At 71.5% G+C, this 16,493-nt stretch carries 16 protein-coding genes; 8 read left to right on the top strand and 8 right to left on the bottom strand.

The window, feature by feature from the left end; translation table 11 throughout:
- Positions 1 to 90 precede the first annotated feature (90 nt).
- Positions 91 to 1,728: a cytochrome bc1 complex cytochrome b subunit gene (qcrB, locus tag QF027_RS13025; RefSeq protein WP_307074621.1), complete on the top strand. Its 1,638-nt coding sequence runs from the start codon at positions 91 to 93 to the stop codon at positions 1,726 to 1,728.
- Here qcrB and QF027_RS13020 read toward each other — a convergent pair.
- On the bottom strand, positions 1,706 to 2,662 hold the full coding sequence (locus QF027_RS13020; RefSeq protein WP_307074619.1) for an acyl-CoA dehydrogenase family protein: 957 nt from the start codon (positions 2,660 to 2,662) through the stop codon (positions 1,706 to 1,708). The two genes, qcrB and QF027_RS13020, sit on opposite strands and share 23 nt — an antisense overlap.
- Positions 2,662 to 3,801, bottom strand: coding sequence for an acyl-CoA dehydrogenase family protein (locus QF027_RS13015; RefSeq protein WP_307074617.1), 1,140 nt, complete (start codon positions 3,799 to 3,801; stop codon positions 2,662 to 2,664). Before QF027_RS13015 ends, QF027_RS13020 begins: the two co-directional genes overlap by 1 nt.
- A 48-nt stretch (positions 3,802 to 3,849) precedes the next feature.
- On the opposite strand from QF027_RS13015, the gene QF027_RS13010 reads away from it, so the two are divergent.
- The 3 genes from QF027_RS13010 to QF027_RS13000 are packed head-to-tail and all read left to right on the top strand — an operon-like array spanning position 3,850 to position 6,464.
- Positions 3,850 to 4,644, top strand: coding sequence for an SDR family oxidoreductase (locus tag QF027_RS13010; protein ID WP_307074615.1), 795 nt, complete (start codon positions 3,850 to 3,852; stop codon positions 4,642 to 4,644).
- A 15-nt stretch (positions 4,645 to 4,659) separates the two neighbouring features.
- The gene (locus QF027_RS13005; protein ID WP_266525458.1) at positions 4,660 to 5,283 is read left to right on the top strand and encodes a TetR/AcrR family transcriptional regulator; all 624 of its coding nucleotides are present in this window, start codon (positions 4,660 to 4,662) and stop codon (positions 5,281 to 5,283) included.
- Positions 5,284 to 5,306: 23 nt separating this feature from the next.
- The gene (locus tag QF027_RS13000) at positions 5,307 to 6,464 is read left to right on the top strand and encodes an acetyl-CoA C-acetyltransferase (RefSeq protein ID WP_306982932.1); all 1,158 of its coding nucleotides are present in this window, start codon (positions 5,307 to 5,309) and stop codon (positions 6,462 to 6,464) included.
- Positions 6,465 to 6,604: 140 nt separating this feature from the next.
- Here QF027_RS13000 and QF027_RS12995 read toward each other — a convergent pair whose 3' ends face one another.
- The 4 genes from QF027_RS12995 to QF027_RS12980 are packed head-to-tail and all read right to left on the bottom strand — an operon-like array spanning position 6,605 to position 9,937.
- Positions 6,605 to 7,654: an NAD(P)H-dependent flavin oxidoreductase gene (locus QF027_RS12995; protein WP_307074613.1), complete on the bottom strand. Its 1,050-nt coding sequence runs from the start codon at positions 7,652 to 7,654 to the stop codon at positions 6,605 to 6,607.
- Positions 7,654 to 8,370, bottom strand: coding sequence for a CoA-transferase subunit beta (locus tag QF027_RS12990; RefSeq protein ID WP_307074611.1), 717 nt, complete (start codon positions 8,368 to 8,370; stop codon positions 7,654 to 7,656). The genes QF027_RS12995 and QF027_RS12990 overlap by 1 nt, the downstream gene beginning before the upstream one ends.
- Positions 8,367 to 9,182 (bottom strand): CoA transferase subunit A, encoded by an 816-nt coding sequence (locus QF027_RS12985; protein ID WP_307074609.1) that lies wholly within the window; start codon positions 9,180 to 9,182, stop codon positions 8,367 to 8,369. Before QF027_RS12985 ends, QF027_RS12990 begins: the two co-directional genes overlap by 4 nt.
- Positions 9,179 to 9,937, bottom strand: a complete 759-nt coding sequence (locus QF027_RS12980) for an enoyl-CoA hydratase family protein (protein ID WP_306982940.1) — start codon at positions 9,935 to 9,937, stop codon at positions 9,179 to 9,181. The genes QF027_RS12985 and QF027_RS12980 overlap by 4 nt, the downstream gene beginning before the upstream one ends.
- Before the next feature lie 54 nt (positions 9,938 to 9,991).
- Here QF027_RS12980 and QF027_RS12975 point away from each other — a divergent pair, with 54 nt between their 5' ends.
- Both QF027_RS12975 and QF027_RS12970 read left to right on the top strand, forming a co-directional pair.
- A complete protein-coding gene (locus tag QF027_RS12975; RefSeq protein WP_307074607.1) occupies positions 9,992 to 10,753 on the top strand; it encodes an SDR family oxidoreductase in 762 nt (253 codons plus the stop codon).
- Positions 10,754 to 10,796: 43 nt separating this feature from the next.
- Entirely contained in the window at positions 10,797 to 11,702 is a 906-nt protein-coding gene (locus tag QF027_RS12970; RefSeq protein ID WP_307074605.1) for an SDR family oxidoreductase, read from the top strand.
- Between the two features lie 15 nt (positions 11,703 to 11,717).
- Here the strand turns inward: QF027_RS12970 and QF027_RS12965 are convergent, their stop codons facing one another.
- Together QF027_RS12965 and QF027_RS12960 are read right to left on the bottom strand one after the other, a co-directional pair.
- Positions 11,718 to 12,599 carry a hypothetical protein gene (locus QF027_RS12965; protein WP_307074603.1) on the bottom strand — a complete coding sequence of 294 codons (882 nt, stop codon included), beginning with the start codon at positions 12,597 to 12,599 and terminating at the stop codon, positions 11,718 to 11,720.
- 37 nt (positions 12,600 to 12,636) lie between these two features.
- Positions 12,637 to 14,406: a glycoside hydrolase family 35 protein gene (locus QF027_RS12960; RefSeq protein ID WP_307074601.1), complete on the bottom strand. Its 1,770-nt coding sequence runs from the start codon at positions 14,404 to 14,406 to the stop codon at positions 12,637 to 12,639.
- A gap of 84 nt (positions 14,407 to 14,490) precedes the next feature.
- Between QF027_RS12960 and QF027_RS12955 the strand changes: the two genes are divergently transcribed.
- Together QF027_RS12955 and QF027_RS12950 are read left to right on the top strand one after the other, a co-directional pair.
- Positions 14,491 to 15,363 (top strand): helix-turn-helix domain-containing protein, encoded by an 873-nt coding sequence (locus QF027_RS12955; RefSeq protein ID WP_307074599.1) that lies wholly within the window; start codon positions 14,491 to 14,493, stop codon positions 15,361 to 15,363.
- 755 nt (positions 15,364 to 16,118) lie between these two features.
- A complete protein-coding gene (locus tag QF027_RS12950; RefSeq protein WP_059206094.1) occupies positions 16,119 to 16,469 on the top strand; it encodes a chorismate mutase in 351 nt (116 codons plus the stop codon).
- Positions 16,470 to 16,493 lie beyond the last annotated feature (24 nt).

Genomic DNA, 16,493 nt, shown 5'->3' with positions numbered 1-16,493 from the left:
AGGGGCCGGATTCAGGAGGCTGCCCGCCCCGTTGGCATCACCCACGCGTCGTGCCACCCTGAAGTTGATCCGACGGGGAGGCGACGACTCATGGACGGCGCACGTTCGGTCAACCGAGGCACTCGTGGCGGAGAGGCCGGAAAGGGCGAGAAGCTCGCCGACTGGGCCGACGGACGGCTGGGCCTGTACGCGCTGGCCAAGGCCAACATGCGCAAGGTCTTTCCGGACCACTGGTCGTTCATGCTGGGCGAGGTCTGTCTCTACAGCTTCCTCATCCTGATCCTCACGGGCGTCTATCTCACGCTGTTCTTCGAGCCCAGCGGGGTCGAGGTCGTCTACCACGGCTCCTACGAGCCCCTCAACGGCGTGGTGATGACCAGGGCCTACGAGTCCACGCTCGACATCAGCTTCGACGTGCGCGGCGGACTGCTGATCCGGCAGATCCACCACTGGGCGGCGCTGGTCTTCGTCACCGGCATGCTCGTGCACATGATGCGGGTGTTCTTCACCGGCGCCTTCCGCAAGCCGCGCGAGCTCAACTGGGTGTTCGGCTGGACCCTGCTGTTCCTCGGCATCATCACCGGCCTGACCGGCTACTCCCTCCCTGACGACCTGCTCTCCGGCACCGGCATCCGGTTCGCCGACGGGGCGATCCTGTCCATCCCGATCGTCGGGACGTATCTGTCGTTCTTCCTGTTCGGCGGGGAGTTCCCTGGGCACGACATCATCCCCAGGCTCTTCCCGATCCATGTCCTCGTGCTGCCCGGGATCATGCTCGGCCTGGTGGTCGCCCATCTGATCCTGGTCTTCTACCACAAGCACACCCAGTACCCGGGGCCCGGCCGCGACAACAAGTCCGTGGTCGGCATGCCGTTCCTGCCGGTCTACATGGCCAAGGCGGGTGGCTTCTTCTTCCTGACCTTCGGCGTGCTGGCGCTCATGGGCGGCCTCGCCCAGATCAACCCGGTGTGGGCGTTCGGGCCGTACAGCCCGCAGCTGGTGACCACCGGCGCCCAGCCCGACTGGTACCTGGGCTTCTCCGAGGGGCTGATCCGGGTGATGCCGGGATGGGAGATCAGCTTCTGGGGCCACACCCTGGTGCCCGGTGTCTTCATCCCCTTCTCCCTCTTCCCGCTGATCCTGCTCGCGCTCGGGGTCTATCCCTTCGTCGAGGCGTGGATCACCGGCGACAAACGCGAGCACCACATCCTGGACCGGCCGCGCAACGTGCCCGTCCGCACGGGGCTGGGGGTCGCCTGGCTGAGCCTGTACGTGGTGCTGCTGATCGGCGGCGGCAACGACATCGTGGCCACGCATCTGCATCTGTCGATCAACGCGATCACCTGGTTCGTGCGGGTGTCCGTGTTCGTGGTGCCGGTGCTCGCCTTCGTCGTCACCAAGCGGGTCTGCCTCGGGCTGCAGCGCCGGGACCGGGACAAGGTGCTGCACGGCCGTGAGACCGGCACCATCCGGCGGCTCCCGCACGGTGAGTACGTCGAGGTCCACGAACGCCTCACACAGGAGCAGTTGCACACCCTCACGCAGCACGAGCAGGAACCGCCGTACGAGATCGGTCCGCTCGTCGACGCGAACGGGGTGCGGCGGCCGGTCAGGCGTTCCCAGCGGGTGCGGGCCGGGCTCGCGCGGGCCATGCTCGGGCCCGACACGCGGATCGAGAAGCCGACGGTGGAGGAGTACCGGGAGGTCACCAGCGGCGACCACCACTGAGGACGGTGTCGCGGCACTCGTCGGGGCTGCCCCAGGCGGTGCGCAGGGCGCGGGCCTTGGTGAGCCACAGGGACAGGTCGTACTCCGCCGTGTACCCGATCGCGCCGTGGAGCTGGAGCGCGGTGCGGGCCGTCCGGTACGCCGCCTCGCACGCCGTGACCTTGGCGGCGGCGACGTCTTCCGCGGTCATCGTCAGGGCGGCGCCCAGGAGGAGCGGGCGGGCGAACTCCAACGCGATCCTCGCGTCGGCGAGCTGGTGTCTGACGGTTTGGAACGAGCCGATGGGGACGCCGAACTGGGTGCGCCGCTTGACGTGGGTGACGGTTCTGTCGAGCAGCGCGAGGCCGACGCCCAGGGCCTGTGCGGCGGTGGTGAGGCGGGCCAGGAGGAGGGCGGGGGCCAGGGGCGGGCCGGTGGCGAGGAGTTCTCCGCCGGGGTCCAATGGGGTGAGGCGGCGGGCGGGATCGAGCGAGGGGCGCACGGGGCCGTGGCCGGGGGCCAGGCGCAGGCCCTCGGCCGTCAGGGAGAGATGGATGCCTGCCGCTTCACCGTCCAGGGCGTACCCGTGATCGCGGGCGACCGTGGCCATCGTCTCGCCTGCGGCCAGCGCCGGGAGCAGTCGCTTCGCCGGGCCGGGTTCGGTGAGCAGCGTCGCCGCCGTGACCGTCTCCACCAGCGGGCCCGGTACCGCATGTCGCCCCAACTCGACGAAAGCGAGGGCGAGTTCGACGGGGTGTTGACCCAGACCCTCGTACGCCTCCGGTACCGCCAGCGCGAACACCCCCGCCTCGGCGATACGGCGCCACAGCGCGCGCCCGCGCGCGTGGTCCCCTCGGCTCCAGTCCCGTACCACCGACGGGGTGTCCGCGGCCGTCAGCATCGCGTCCAGGGAGGCCGCGAACTCCCTTTGCTCGGCGTCGAGAAGGAAACGCATCAGCGGCGGCCCTTCGGCAGACCCAGCAGGCGCTCGGCGATGATGTCGCGCTGGATCTCGTTCGTGCCCGCGTAGATGGGGCCGGCGAGGGAGAAGACGTACCGCTCGGACCAGTCCGTGTCGGCCAACTCGCCCTCCTCGCCCAGAAGATCGAGGGCGGTCTCGGTGAGGGCGATGTCGTACTCGGACCAGAAGACCTTGTTCAGGCTGGACTCCGGGCCGAGCGTCTCGCCCTCCAGGAAGCGGGAGGCGGCCGCGTAGGTGAAGAGCTGATAGGCGCGGGCGCCGATCAGGGCGTCCGCGACACGGCTTCGGGTGGCCCCGGGGCTGCCCAGGGACTGCCAGAGGGTGTGCAGGCGATCGGCGGCGGCCAGGAAGCGGCCCGGTGAGCGCAGCATCAGACCCCGTTCGTTGCCCGCCGTCGACATCGCGATCCGCCAGCCCCGGCCGGGCTCGCCGATGACGTCCTCGTCCGGCACGAACACCTCGTCCAGGAAGAGCTCGGCGAAGGCCGGTTTCCCGTCGAGGCGGCGGATCGGGCGGACGGTGACGCCGGGGGCGCGCAGGTCGAACATCAGGTAGGTCAGGCCCTGGTGGGGTTTCGGGGTGTCGGGGTCGGTGCGGAAGAGCCCGAAGGCGCGGTCCGCGAAGGCGGCCCGGGAGGACCAGGTCTTCTGGCCGCTGAGCATCCAGCCGCCTTCCGTGCGCACCCCCTTCGCCCTCAGGGAGGCCAGATCCGAGCCCGCCTCCGGCTCCGACCAGGCCTGCGCCCACACCGTCCGCCCGGTGGCCATGGACGGCAGGACACGGTCCCGCTGCTCCTGCGTGCCGTGGTCGAAGAGGGTCGGGGCGAGGAGGCTGATGCCGTTCTGGTTGACGCGTCCGGGCGCCCCGGCCGCGTAGTACTCCTCCTCGAAGACCAGCCAGCGGACGATGCCCGCGTCCCGGCCGCCGTACGCCGTCGGCCAGTTGACCACCGACCAGCGGTCCGCGGCGAGTTCCGCCTCCCACGCGCGATGGGCCGCGAAGCCCTCCTCCGTCTCCAGAGAGGGGAGCGGGGAGGTGGGCACATGCGCGTGCAGCCATGAGCGGGCCTCGGCGCGGAAGGCCTCGTCTTCCTGCGTGAACGCCAGATCCATGGACACCCGTCCTTCCCTAACAAGTGTTTGGTAGGTTAGCGTGGCGCCATGACAGGCGTCGAGAGTCCGGTGTACGAGCCGGGGCACGGGCTGCTGAAGGGGCGCACCGCCGTCATCACCGCCGCGGCCGGCGCGGGCATCGGCGGGGCGACCGCGCGCCGCTTCCTGGAGGAAGGTGCGCGCGTCCTGATCAGCGACGCGCACGCACGACGGCTCAAGGAGTACGGCGCCGAGCTGGCCGGGGAGTTCGGGCCCGAGCGGGTCGCCGCGCTGCCCTGTGACGTGACGGACGACGCGCAGGTCCAGGCCCTGTTCGAAGCGGCCCTGCGGGAGCACGGCCGACTCGACGTCGTCGTCAACAACGCCGGCCTCGGTGGCACCTCAGCCCTCGTCGACATGACCGACGAGCAGTGGACCCGCGTCCTGGACGTCACCCTGAACGGCACCTTCCGGTGCACCAGGGCAGCCCTGAGGCTGATGCGCGACGCGAGGGACTCCGGCGGCGTGATCGTCAACAACGCCTCCGTCGTCGGCTGGCGCGCCCAGGCCGGGCAGGCGCACTACGCCGCCGCGAAGGCCGGCGTGATGGCGCTGACCCGCTGTGCGGCGCTGGAGGCCGCCGAGTACGGCGTACGCGTCAACGCCGTGGCACCGAGCCTCGCCATGCACCCGCACCTGGTGAAGGTGACCTCGGCCGAGCTGCTGGAGGAACTGACCGCGCGCGAGGCCTTCGGGCGGTACGCCGAGCCCTGGGAGGTGGCCAACGTGATCGTCTTCCTGGCGTCCGGCTACTCCTCGTACATGACCGGCGAGGTCGTCGCCGTCAGCAGCCAGCACGTATAGGACGACAATGACTCCGTGCCGACCAAGCCGACCAAGAAGAAGCCCCAGGTGAGCGCCGCAGCGCCCGCGCGCCGCCGCGAACTCCTCGACACCGCCGCCGAGGTCTTCGCCGAACAGGGCTACAACGCCACGACCGTACGCAAGATCGCTGACCACGCAGGCATGCTCGCGGGCAGCCTCTACTACCACTTCGACTCCAAGGAATCGATGCTGGAGGAGATCCTGCGGACCTTCCTCGACGAGCTCTGGGGCGGCTACGACGCCGTCCTGGGCGCCGAACTCGGCCCGCGCGAGACGCTGGAGGCCCTGGTCACCGAGTCGTTCCGGGAGATCGACCGGCACCGCGCGGCCGTCGCGATCTACCAGAAGGAGAGCAAGCAGCTGGTGGCGCAGGAGCGGTTCGCGTTCCTCGCCGAGTCGCAGCGCAGGTTCGAGAAGGCCTGGCTGTCCACGCTGGAGCGCGGGGTCGCGGCCGAGGTGTTCCGGGCCGACCTCGACGTACGGCTGACCTACCGGTTCGTGCGCGACACCGTGTGGGTCGCCGCGTCCTGGTACCGGCCCGGCGGACAGCACAGCCCGGAGGAGATCGCCCGCCAGTACCTGTCGATGGTGCTGGACGGGATCGCCGTACGCGAATAGCCCTTTCATCCGAGGGAGTTGACATGGCCGAGGCCTACATCGTCGAAGCGGTCCGTACGCCCGTCGGGCGGCGCGGGGGAGGACTGAGCGGGGTCCACCCGGCCGATCTGGGAGCGCGGGTGCTGGTCGCGCTGGTGGAGCGGGCGGGGGTCGATCCGGCCGCCGTGGAGGATGTCGTCTTCGGCTGCCTGGACGCGGTCGGGCCGCAGGCCGGGGACATCGCGCGGACCTCGTGGCTCGCTGCCGGGCTGCCCGAGGAGGTGCCCGGGGTGACCGTGGACCGGCAGTGCGGGTCCTCGCAGCAGGCCGTGCACTTCGCCGCGCAGGGCGTGCTGTCCGGGACCCAGGACCTGGTCGTCGCCGGCGGGGTGCAGAACATGTCGATGATCCCGATCGCCTTCGCGACCCGGCAGGCCGCCGAGCCGCTCGGGCTGACCCAGGGGCCCTTCGCGGGCAGCGAGGGGTGGCGGGCACGGTACGGGGACCGGGCGGTGAACCAGTTCGTCGGCGCCGAGATGATCGCCGGGAAGTGGGGGATCAGCCGCGAGGACCAGGAGGAGTTCGCGCTCCGGTCCCACCGGCGGGCCCTGCGGGCCATCGACGAGGGCCGCTTCGAGCGCGAGACGGTGGCCTACGGCGAGGTCGCGGTCGACGAGGGCCCGCGCCGGGACACCTCGTTGGAGAAGATGGCCGGCCTCAAGCCGGTGATCGAGGGCGGCACCATCACCGCGGCCTGCTCCTCGCAGGTCTCCGACGGGGCGGCGGCCATGCTGCTGGCCTCGGAGCGGGCGGTGCGCGAACACGGCCTGACCCCCCGCGCACGCGTGCACCACCTCTCCGTACGCGGCGAGGATCCCATCCGTATGCTCACCGCCCCGATACCGGCCACTGCCCACGCCCTGAAGAAGACCGGCCTCACCATCGACGACATCGACCTCGTCGAGATCAACGAGGCCTTCGCCCCGGTCGTCCTGGCCTGGCTGAAGGAGACGGGCGCGGACCCGCAGAAGGTCAATGTCAACGGCGGCGCGATCGCCCTCGGGCATCCGCTGGGGGCGACGGGAGTGAAGCTGATGACGACCCTGCTGCACGAACTGGAGCGCACGGGCGGACGGTTCGGCCTCCAGACGATGTGCGAGGGCGGAGGGCAGGCGAACGTGACGATCATCGAGAGGTTGTGACGGCGCCGGGACGCCCGTTTCGGCGGACGGAGTCCGGCGCAGGCTCCCGAAGCCCGTGAGGCCCCCGGGGCTGAGCGGTGCGAGGGGGCCGTCGGGGATGGTGCCGATGTGCGAGGGCGGGGGGCAGGCGAACGTGACGATCATCGAGAGGGTGTGAGGCCGGTCAGGACCTCCTCCGCCTCCTTCATGATCCGCTCCACCAGCTCCGCGCACGACGGCAGGTCGTCGATCACGCCGGCGACCTGCCCGGAGGCCATGACGCCGAGATCCGTACGGCCGTCCACCATCGCCGACTTCAGCAGCATGGGGGTGTTGGCGGCGAGCAGGACCTGGCTCCACGTGAGGTCCTTGCCGTGGCGCATCGCGAGGCCGTCGTGGAGCAGCTGCCGCCAGGTCAGGCCGGACAGTCTGCGGAAGGCGGCGGCGTGCCGGCCGGCGCGCAGCAGGGTGCGTGCACGGCTCGTGTTCTCCAGGGACTCCACCAGGTCCGTGCGCAGCATGCGGTGGGGGAGGCCGTCGACCGCCCGGGTCACCGTCACGTCCTTGACCGTCGCCGCCAGATAGCGCGCCTTCACCGCGTCCGGCACCGTCGAGTCCGAGGTGAGCAGGAAGCGGGTGCCCATGGCGACGCCCGCCGCCCCGTACGCCAGCGCCGCGACCAGGCCCCGCCCGTCGAAGAAGCCCCCCGCCGCCACGACGGGGATGTCCACCGCGTCCACCACCTGCGGCAGCAGGACCGTCGTCGCCACCTCCCCGGTGTGCCCGCCGCCCTCGCCGCCCTGCACGATCACCGCGTCCGCGCCCCAGGCCGCGACCTTCTCCGCATGCCGCCGGGCCCCGACGGACGGGACGACGACGACACCCGCCTCCTTGAGCGCGCCGATCAGCTCGGGGGAGGGCGCGAGGGCGAAGGACGCCACCCGCACCCCTTCGTCGACGATCACGCGCACCCGGTCACCGGCGTCCGCCGCGTCGGCCCGCAGATTGACCCCGAAGGGGGCGTCGGTACGGGACTTCACCTCCCGCACGGCATCCCGGAGCCGGTCGACCGTCATGGTCGCGGAGGCCAGGATGCCGAGCGCACCCGCGTTCGCCGTGGCGGAGACCAGGCGCGGACCCGCCACCCACCCCATTCCGGTCTGCACGATCGGACGGCGGACCCCCACCAGACGGGTGAGCGCGGTCTCCATCAGGCGCCGACCTCCCTGGACCGGGCGTTCTGCGGATCGATCACCTCACGGATCAACCGCAGCTCCCGCGCGGTCGGTTCGCGCGTGTACGGCACCTCGTCGGGCACCACCAGATCGAACCCGGTGGCCTCCCGCACCTGTGCCACGGTGACCCCCGGATGCACCGACGCCAGCCGCATCGAGTGGTCCGGCGTCGCGAAGTCGAAGACACCCAGGTCCGAGACGACCCGGGGGATACGGTGATAGGGGGCGCCGTCCGCATGGTCGTACCCCACCCCGCACACCATGTCGACCTTCTCCACGAAGACCCGCCGGGAGTGCCTCGGCACCCAGTAACTGGTCGGGTTGTTGAGGGTGTTGACCGGTGCCCCCCGTACCCCGAGCAACTGCCGCCTCGGCCGCGCCCAGTCGCCGATGCACGAGATGTTCTGGTTGCCGTACCGGTCGATCTGGCTCGCGCCCATCATCACGTGCCGGCGGCCGCCGGTGACCAGGGCGAGGTGCCTGCGGTAGGGCAGCCAGCCCTCGACGGTGCCGTCGACGCCCACGAGCAGGGCCTCGCCGTCGGTCATGAGCAGGTCGGGGGAGAAGGTCCGCCGGGCGAGCCGGGCGCCGACGGACGGGATCACACCCATCGGACTGGCCAGCACCTCGCCGTCACCCCGCCAGGCCTCGGCGCAGGCGATCACGCAGTACTCGGCACGGGTGACGGTCATGAGCCGGCCCCTTCGGGGGATGCGAGGTAGCGCTCGGCGAACTCCGGCCAGGGGGTGGTCGCGTACTCCCGTTGGGCGGCCTCGTCCCGGGCGTAGTCGGGCGCGCAGGACGTGAAGTGGGCGCCGTTCGGGGCTTCGACGACCCCTGTCACCGTGTGCCGTCCGATCAGCAGCGACTGCGGAGCCGCCTCCTTCGTCAACTCGGCGGTGTCGACGACCCGTTCGCACGAGAGGTAGGCCGCGTCCGCCGCCTCGCAGAAGAGGTCGTCGAAGTAGGGGTCGGGGCCCAGGTACTGCCCGTTGCCCTGCCGGTCGGCGCGGTTGACGTGGACCAGGGCCGCGTCCAGGCGCAGGGCGGGCACCGCGACGAACGTCTCCTGGTCGTCGTACGGCGACGTCACCGTCCGCAGGCCGGGGTTGACCCGCATGACGTCCGAGCCGAGCCCCGCCCGCACCGGCAGGAACGGCAGCCGGTTCGCGGCCGCGTGCAGGCCCCACATGAACATCGCCTCGTCGATCTCCATGAGCTCGAAGGCGCCGGCCTCACGAGCCGCGCGGTAGTGCGGTTCCAGGGGGATCGAGTCGAGCGTGACGAAGGCGGCGACCAGTTTCCGTATCCGCCCGGCGGCGGCGAGCATGCCGACGTCGGGGCCGCCGTACGCCACGATCGTCAGGTCGGTCACCTCGGAGCGCAGCAACGCGCGGACCAGGGCCATGGGTTTGCGGCGGGAACCCCAGCCGCCGATGCCGAGGGTCATGCCGCTGCGCAGGCGGGAGACGGCCTCGTCGGCGGTCATCGTCTTGTCGGTCATGCCTCTTCCTTCCCGAACCGGTCCCGGACCCGGTCCGCGACCCCGCTGACGCTCGCCTCGAAGGTGAAACCCTGCTCGAAGCGGTAGCTGCGGCGGACGTCGACGGGGTCGATGCCGTTGATGGCGGCCTTGGCCAGGCGCAGCAGCTCCCCGTCCTTGGCGGCGATCTCGCGGGCCAACTCCAGGGCGGTGTCGGAGAGTTCCTCGCCCGGCACCACCCGCCACACCGAGCCGTGCGCCTTCAGCTCGGCCGCCGTCACCGTGCGCGAGGTGTAGTACAGGGCGCGCATCAGATGCTGCGGGACCAGCCGGGACAGATGGGTGGCCGCGCCCAGCGCGCCGCGGTCCAGCTCGGGCAGTCCGAAGACGGCGTCCTCGCTGGCCACGACGACGTCCGCGTTGCCCACGAGCCCGATGCCGCCGCCCAGGCAGAATCCCCGCACGGCCGCGACGACGGGCACCTCGCACTCGTACACCGCCGAAAAGGCCTCGAAACAGCCGCGGTTGGCGCCGACCAGTGCTCCGGGACCCCGCGCCTGGAGCTCCTTGATGTCCACCCCGGCGTTGAACCCGCGTCCCTTCGCCGCCAGCACCACGCACCGCACCCGAGGATCCCGGCCGGCCGCGCGCACCGCGTCGGCCAGGGCGAACCAGCCGTCCACCGGCAGGGCGTTCACCGGTGGGAAGTCGACCGTGACGACGGCGATCCCGTCCCTTTCCGGCCCCTTTTCCGGGGGCGAGGTGGAGACACCCATGGAAGCATCAGCTACCTTTCCACCAAACGTTTGTTAGGTGAAGGGTAGCGGTGAATGGAGCTGAACGGGAGGGTCGTGGCCGTCACCGGCGGCACGCGTGGAGTCGGCGCCGGGATCGCCCGCTCCTTCGCGGAGGCGGGTGCCGAGGTCGTCGTCTGTGCGCGCAGACCGCCCGAAGTCCCGCTGCTGAAGACGCAGTTCGCGAGATTGGACGTCCGGGACGCAGACGCCGTGCGGCAGTTCTTCGCCGAACTGCCGCGCCTGGACGTACTCGTCAACAACGCGGGAGGGGCGCCCTATCGGCTGCTCGCCGACGCCGGCCCCGAACGGCACCTGCGTGTCCTGGAGCTGAATCTCCTCGCCCCGCTGACGGTGTCGCTGGCCGCGTACGAACACCTGAAGCAAACAGGCGGGTCGATCGTCATGATCGGGAGCGTCAGCGGCGGTCGGCCCTCGCCCGGCGCGGCCGCGTACGGGGCGGCCAAGGCAGGCCTGGAGAACCTCGCCCGCTCGATGGCCGTGGAGTGGGCGCCGGACGTGCGCGTCAACACCCTGGTCGTCGGCATGGTCCGCACCGAGCGGTCGCATCTGCACTACGGCGACGAGGACGGCATCGCCGCCGTCTCCCGCACGGTCCCGCTCGGGCGCCTCGCCGAGCCGTCGGACGTCGGGGCGGCGGCCGTGTTCCTCGCCTCGGACGCCGCCGCGTACATCAGCGGGGCCTCGCTGCTGGTGCACGGCGGCGGGGAGCGGCCGGCGTTCCTCGACGCCGCAACCGTCAACAAGGAGACGTCAACCGTCAACAGGGAGACGTGAACCATCAACAGGGAGACGTGCACCATCGACAAGGAGACGTGAGATGACCGGAATCTGCGACGGCCGGGTCGTCGTCGTCACCGGCGCGGGCCGCGGTCTCGGCCGCGCCCACGCCCTCGCCTTCGCCGCCGAGGGAGCACGGCTCGTCGTCAACGACCTCGGCGTCGGCCTCGACGGCACCCCGGGTCCCGACAGCCCCGCCTCACTCGTGGCCGAGGAGATCCGCGCGGCGGGCGGCGAGGCGGTCGCCCACGGCGGCGACATCGCCACGGCCGACGGCGCCGCGTCCCTCGTCCGGGCGGCCCTGGAGACGTACGGCCGCCTCGACACCCTCGTCAACAACGCCGGCTTCCTGCGCGACCGGATGCTGGTGAACCTCGACGAGGAGGACTGGGACGCGGTGACTCGGGTCCACCTGAAGGGCCACTTCCTGCCGCTGAAGCACGCGGCGGCACACTGGCGGACGGAGGCGAAGGCGGGACGCACCCCGACCGCCCGCATCATCAACACCAGCAGCGGAGCAGGCCTGTTGGGCTCGGTCGGACAGGGCAACTACAGCGCCGCGAAGGCCGGAATCGTCGGCCTCACCCTGGTCGCGGCGGCCGAGCTCGCCCGCTACGGCGTCCAGGTCAACGCGATCGCCCCCGCGGCCCGGACGAGGATGACGGAGCAGACGTTCGCCGACACGATGGCCGCCCCGACCGACGGCTTCGACGTGATGGCCCCGGAGAACGTGTCACCGCTGGTGGTCTGGCTGGGCTCCGAGGCGAGCGCGGGAGTGACGGGCAGGGTCTTCGAGGCGGAGGGCGGCCGCATCACCGTGATGGAGGGCTGGAGGCCCGGCCCGACCGCCGACAAGGGGGCGCGGTGGGCCCCCGCGGAGGCGGGTGAAGCGACCCTGAAGCTGCTCGGCGAGGCGGAGGCGCCGGGCCCGGTGTACGGGGCGTGACCGGGCCTGCCACCCCTACGTGTCACACTCCAGAACCGTCCGGCACAAGGCACACCGCGCCCGCACCCGCCCCCGGACCGGCACCCGGATCCGCTGATGGCAGGTGGGACAGGGAAACGACACCCGCAGGCGCCCGGGGCCGTCCGGGGTGAAGGTGTAGGGGACTCCCGGCTGAGGGCCGGGCGCGTGGCGGCGGTCTCGAGCGTAGCGGCGCCGGCCCGCCCAGCCCGCCGCTGTGAGGGGCGGTTGCTCGGAGTCCTGGCGGGCCTGCGCCATCCCCTTCACATACGCCGTGTACGCCTGCGCACTGGTGAACCACACCGAGGGATCCTCCCCGAACACCAGCGACCGCTTCGCCAGCACGTACCCGAACTCCTCCGGCGTGAGATACCCCAGTTTCTGCGACGACGCCGCGTCCTCCCGGTACGCGTCCAGCAGGAGCCACCCCGCCCCCAGATACGTCGCCGCCGTGTCCGTGAGGATCTCGTTCTCGCGCACCCCCGGGAAGGAGAGATCCAGCCGGTGCAGATACACGTGCATGACCTCGTGGGCCAGCGCCGCGCCGATGTCCCGCCGATGCGTGCGGAAACGGTCGTTCAGCTCGACGAAGTACTCGGGGCCCGCGGTGAGTTCGACGTTCGCCGCATGGGTCATCTCCCGGAAGCTGACCACGAGCCGGGCGTCCGGCAGCCGGTAGTGCCGCACCAGCTCCCGGGCCACCCGCTGCGCGCCGAGATAGAGATCGTCGGTGTCGCAGAACGCCACGTCCACCGGCGCCACACTCGTCGCGAACGTCTGGACGGTGTCGTAGGAGAGCCGTTTGTAGAGCGCGTTGATCGACGCCCGCACCGTCTCCAGGTGCGGGTAGCCGTGCTGGACCGGTCCGTCGTTCGTCACGCCCGTACCCCCAAGACGCCCTGAACCCGATTCCACTCTACGAGGTCGTGAGCGGATTCTCGTGGGTCGAACCGGGCGCACGGAGCCGGAGCACGGTCCCGTTCGCCGGTGCCTCCTCCAGCTCCAGCACCCACACGTCGTTGCCGCCCTCCCGCAGCACAGGGCCGGGCACGTACAGCGTCCGCTGCGGGCCCGCCGACCAGTACCGGCCGAGGTTGAAGCCGTTCACCCACACGAACCCCCGGGTCCAGCCCGGCAGCTCCAGCACCGCGTCCCCGGCGCCCCGCACGGACACCTCACCCCGGTACAGCCCTGGCGAGCCTCCCCCCGGGACCTTCCGGAAGCCGATCCCGGTCACGGAGTCCAGCGCGTCCAGCCGCAGTCCCCGCGCCCGTACCCCGTGCAGGAACTGCCGCTCGTGCAGGAGCCCCCCGGTGATCCCCTTGGCCTCCCCGCTCCGGGGCCCGTAGTTGACCCGCCCCAGCGACTCCACCCACAGCTCCACGCGCGCGTGCCCCGCGACCGGCTCCTTGAGCCGGCCGTCCTCCTCGGTGAGCACCCCGGCCCGCTCCCCGTCGACGTACACCACCGCGAGATCCCGCAGCCCCCGCGCGGTCAGCGGATACGGCTGCCGCGGCCCCGGCACGGTCACCTCGTACCGCACGAGCCCCCGGTCGACGTCCAGCTCCTCGAAGGTCGGCGGGACCGGGCCCTCGTGGAGCGGTCCGCCGCGCTCCTCCAGTACGGCGGACAGGGACGCCCACTTGGACAGGTTCACGTCAGCGCCCGCCTCCAGCACCGCGGGCGCGGGCGGCAGGTCGGCCACCGGACCGTACTGCGCCAGCACCTCACGGAAACGCCAGAACTTCTCCGTCGGCCTGCCGTACTCGTCGATCGGCGCGTCGTAGTCGTACGACGTCACGTCCGGCTCCAGCGGACCGTCGTGCAGCGCGCCCCCGCCCCGGTTGGCGCCCGCCCAGCCCGCGAAGTTCGTGCCCCCGTGCGCCATGTAGAGGTTCACCGAGGCGCCGCACTCCAGAATCTCCCGCAGCGCCGCGGCCGCGTCCCCGGCGTCCCGTACGACGTGCTCACCGCCCCAGTGCTCGAACCAGCCGCACCAGAACTCCATGCACATCAGCGGGCCGTCCGGGCGGTAGCGGCGCAGCGCCTCGAAAGCCGTCCGCGCGTCGGAGCCGAAGTTGACCGTGGCGAGGACACCGGGGACCGAGCCGCCGGTGAGCATGTGGTCCTCGGGGCCGTCCGAGGTGAACAGCGGGACCGTGACGCCCTGCGAGCGCAGCAGCTCGGTCAGCCGCAGCAGATACGCCGCATCCGAGCCGTAACTGCCGTACTCGTTCTCCGCCTGGACCATGATCACCGGGCCGCCGCGGTCGATCTGCCGCTCCACGACCTGGGGCAGCAGCCGCCGGAACCAGCGCTCCACCTGCCCCAGATACACCTCGTCGCTCGTGCGCGCGTGACCCTTCAGCCAGTGCGGCAGACCGCCGTTCTCCCACTCCGCGCAGATGTAGGGGCCCGGGCGGACGATCGCCCACAGCCCCGCCTCCCCGGCCGCGTCCAGGAACCGGCCCAGCGCCTCCACGTCCCGGAAGTCACCCGGGTGCGGCTCGTGCAGGTTCCACGGCACGTACGTCTCCACGCAGTTGAGGCCCATCGCCCGCAGCATCGCCAGCCGGTGCCCCCACTGTGCCTCGTGCACGCGGAAGTAGTGCAGCGCGCCGGACAGCAGCCACACCGGCCGTCCGTCCAGCAGGAAATCGGTTCCACCCACCGTGAACTCGCTCATAGGCTCCACCCTCACGACTGGCGGCGGCCAGGTCCATGGACAAAGATCGTCGCTGCTTGGACCGAAGCGCAGGCAAGGAGCGCGATGTACCACACCTGGATGCGGTTCTTCACGCCCAGCCCTGTCCATCACCGTCTGGGCCTGGTCTGCCTCGGGGTCGGACTCCAGTACGGCCCGCTGCCCACCGTCGGTCCCCGCACCCTCGACAGCCACGTCGCCGTCGTCATCAGCACCGGCACCGGGTGGTACGAGACTCCCGACGGCCGGCGCAGGACAGTCACCGCGCCCGCGCTGCTGTGGCTGACACCCGGTGTCCCGCACCACTACGCGCCGGACCCGGGGGCCGGCTGGGACGAGGGCTTCGTCGGCTTCACCGGCCCCGCCACCGCTACGTACACCGAACTCGGCTACATCGAACCGGACCGCCCCGTCGTGCCCCTGTCCGACGCCACCGGCCCCCGTGCGGTGATCGCCCGTATCGCACGGGCCGCCCGCCGCGACAACCCCCTCCTGGAGGTGGAGACCGGCGCCGCCGTCCACGAACTCCTCGTCGCCCTGCGCCGCGCCCGCGCCGACCTCGCCCCCGACGGCGACCCGGTCCTCAAGGCCCTCGCCCGCGACGCCTTCAAACCGATGTCGGTCGCCGACCACGCCACCCGGCACGGCATGACCCTCGCCGAACTGCGCACCGCCGTCCGCCGGGGCGCCGGCTGCAGCCCCAAGGACTACCTCCTCGGCATCCGCCTGGGCCGCGCCAAGGAACTCCTCGCCGCCACCGAACTCCCCGTCGCCTCGATCGCCCGCCGCGTCGGCTACGACGACCCCGCCTACTTCTCCCGCCTGTTCACCCGCCGCGTCGGCATGCCCCCGATCCGCTTCCGCGCCCAGGAGAGCCGGACCGTCCCCGGCGGCTGGAGCAACCAGGTCCCGGATCCGGACGATCCGCCGCGGATCTGATCGTTCAGGTCGCTGAGCGGGTCGGTCGGCTGAGGAGTGGGTGCCGAGGTTCCTGGTCGGGCTGATCTGCTGGGGTCTGATCGTCTGTGGTGCTGGTCGGGTCGGTTCCCGCCGTGGGCCTGGCCGCCCGTGTTGCCGGTCGGGCCGGTCCGCTGAGGATCTGGTCGCCCGCGTTGCTGGTCGGGCTGGTCTGCTGGGGGTCTGAGCATATGTGGTGCTGGGCGGGTCGGTCTGCTGGGGGTCTGAGCATATGTGGTGCTGGGCGGGTCGGTCTGCTGGGGTCTGATCGTCCGTGTTGCTGGTCGGCCGGTCCGCTGAAAAACCTGGTCGCCCGTGCTGCTGGCCGGTCCGGCGAGGACCTGACCACCCGTACTGCCGGTCGGGAGGTCTGCCTTGGCCCTGACCACCCCGTGCTGCCGGTCGGCCGGTCCGGTGAGGACCTGACCACCCGTGCTGCCGGTCGGGAGGTCTGCCTTGGCCCTGACCACCCCGTGCTGCCGGTCGGCCGGTCCGGTGAGGACCTGACCACCCGTACTGCCGGTCGGGAGGTCTGCCTTGGCCCTGACCACCCCGTGCTGCCGGTCGGCCGGTCCGGTGAGGACCTGACCACCCGTACTGCCGGTCGGGAGGTCTGCCTTGGCCCTGACCACCCCGTACTGCCGGTCGGCCGGTCCAGCGAGGACCCGGCCATCCGCGCTGCCGGTCGGGCAGTCCGCCTACGATTTGCTGACCCCGCGCCCGTAGGGTTGTCGCCCATGACCACCAGCAACACCGGATCCGGTGACGTCGACCCCGCCGTCCGCGAGGAGCTCGCCCGGCTGCGGGACAGCATCGACAACATCGACGCGGCCGTCGTCCATATGCTCGCCGAGCGCTTCAAGGCCACCCAGCAGGTCGGCCACCTCAAGGCCCGCCACCAGCTGCCGCCCGCCGACCCGGCCCGCGAGGCCCGCCAGATCGAACGGCTGCGCACCCTCGCCGAGAACGCCAAACTCGACCCGGCCTTCGCTGAGAAGTTCCTGAATTTCATCATCGCCGAGGTGATCAGACACCACGAGCGCATCGCCGAGGACACCGTGAACGGCTCCACCCCACTGGCCAATTGACCTCGACCGACGCCCCGGGGAGGT

This window comes from Streptomyces canus (assembly GCF_030816965.1).
GTDB classification, from domain to species: Bacteria; Actinomycetota; Actinomycetes; order Streptomycetales; family Streptomycetaceae; genus Streptomyces; species Streptomyces canus_E.
Note: the sequence above shows the minus strand (reverse complement) of the source record. Positions and strands in the feature narration are given on the sequence as shown.

Excerpts from the sequence above, each read along its gene's own strand:
- QF027_RS12955 (WP_307074599.1), top strand. The coding sequence starts at position 14,491 with ATGTACCACACCTGGATGCGGTTCTTCACGCCCAGCCCTGTCCATCAC.
- QF027_RS12985 (WP_307074609.1), bottom strand. The coding sequence starts at position 9,182 with ATGACCGACAAGACGATGACCGCCGACGAGGCCGTCTCCCGCCTGCGC.
- QF027_RS13020 (WP_307074619.1), bottom strand. The coding sequence starts at position 2,662 with ATGCGTTTCCTTCTCGACGCCGAGCAAAGGGAGTTCGCGGCCTCCCTG.
- QF027_RS12960 (WP_307074601.1), bottom strand. The coding sequence starts at position 14,406 with ATGAGCGAGTTCACGGTGGGTGGAACCGATTTCCTGCTGGACGGACGG.
- QF027_RS12975 (WP_307074607.1), top strand. The coding sequence starts at position 9,992 with ATGGAGCTGAACGGGAGGGTCGTGGCCGTCACCGGCGGCACGCGTGGA.
- QF027_RS13010 (WP_307074615.1), top strand. The coding sequence starts at position 3,850 with ATGACAGGCGTCGAGAGTCCGGTGTACGAGCCGGGGCACGGGCTGCTG.
- QF027_RS12950 (WP_059206094.1), top strand. The coding sequence starts at position 16,119 with ATGACCACCAGCAACACCGGATCCGGTGACGTCGACCCCGCCGTCCGC.
- QF027_RS12970 (WP_307074605.1), top strand. The coding sequence starts at position 10,797 with ATGACCGGAATCTGCGACGGCCGGGTCGTCGTCGTCACCGGCGCGGGC.
- QF027_RS12995 (WP_307074613.1), bottom strand. The coding sequence starts at position 7,654 with ATGGAGACCGCGCTCACCCGTCTGGTGGGGGTCCGCCGTCCGATCGTG.
- qcrB (WP_307074621.1), top strand. The coding sequence starts at position 91 with ATGGACGGCGCACGTTCGGTCAACCGAGGCACTCGTGGCGGAGAGGCC.
- QF027_RS13015 (WP_307074617.1), bottom strand. The coding sequence starts at position 3,801 with ATGGATCTGGCGTTCACGCAGGAAGACGAGGCCTTCCGCGCCGAGGCC.
- QF027_RS12980 (WP_306982940.1), bottom strand. The coding sequence starts at position 9,937 with ATGGGTGTCTCCACCTCGCCCCCGGAAAAGGGGCCGGAAAGGGACGGG.
- QF027_RS13000 (WP_306982932.1), top strand. The coding sequence starts at position 5,307 with ATGGCCGAGGCCTACATCGTCGAAGCGGTCCGTACGCCCGTCGGGCGG.
- QF027_RS12990 (WP_307074611.1), bottom strand. The coding sequence starts at position 8,370 with ATGACCGTCACCCGTGCCGAGTACTGCGTGATCGCCTGCGCCGAGGCC.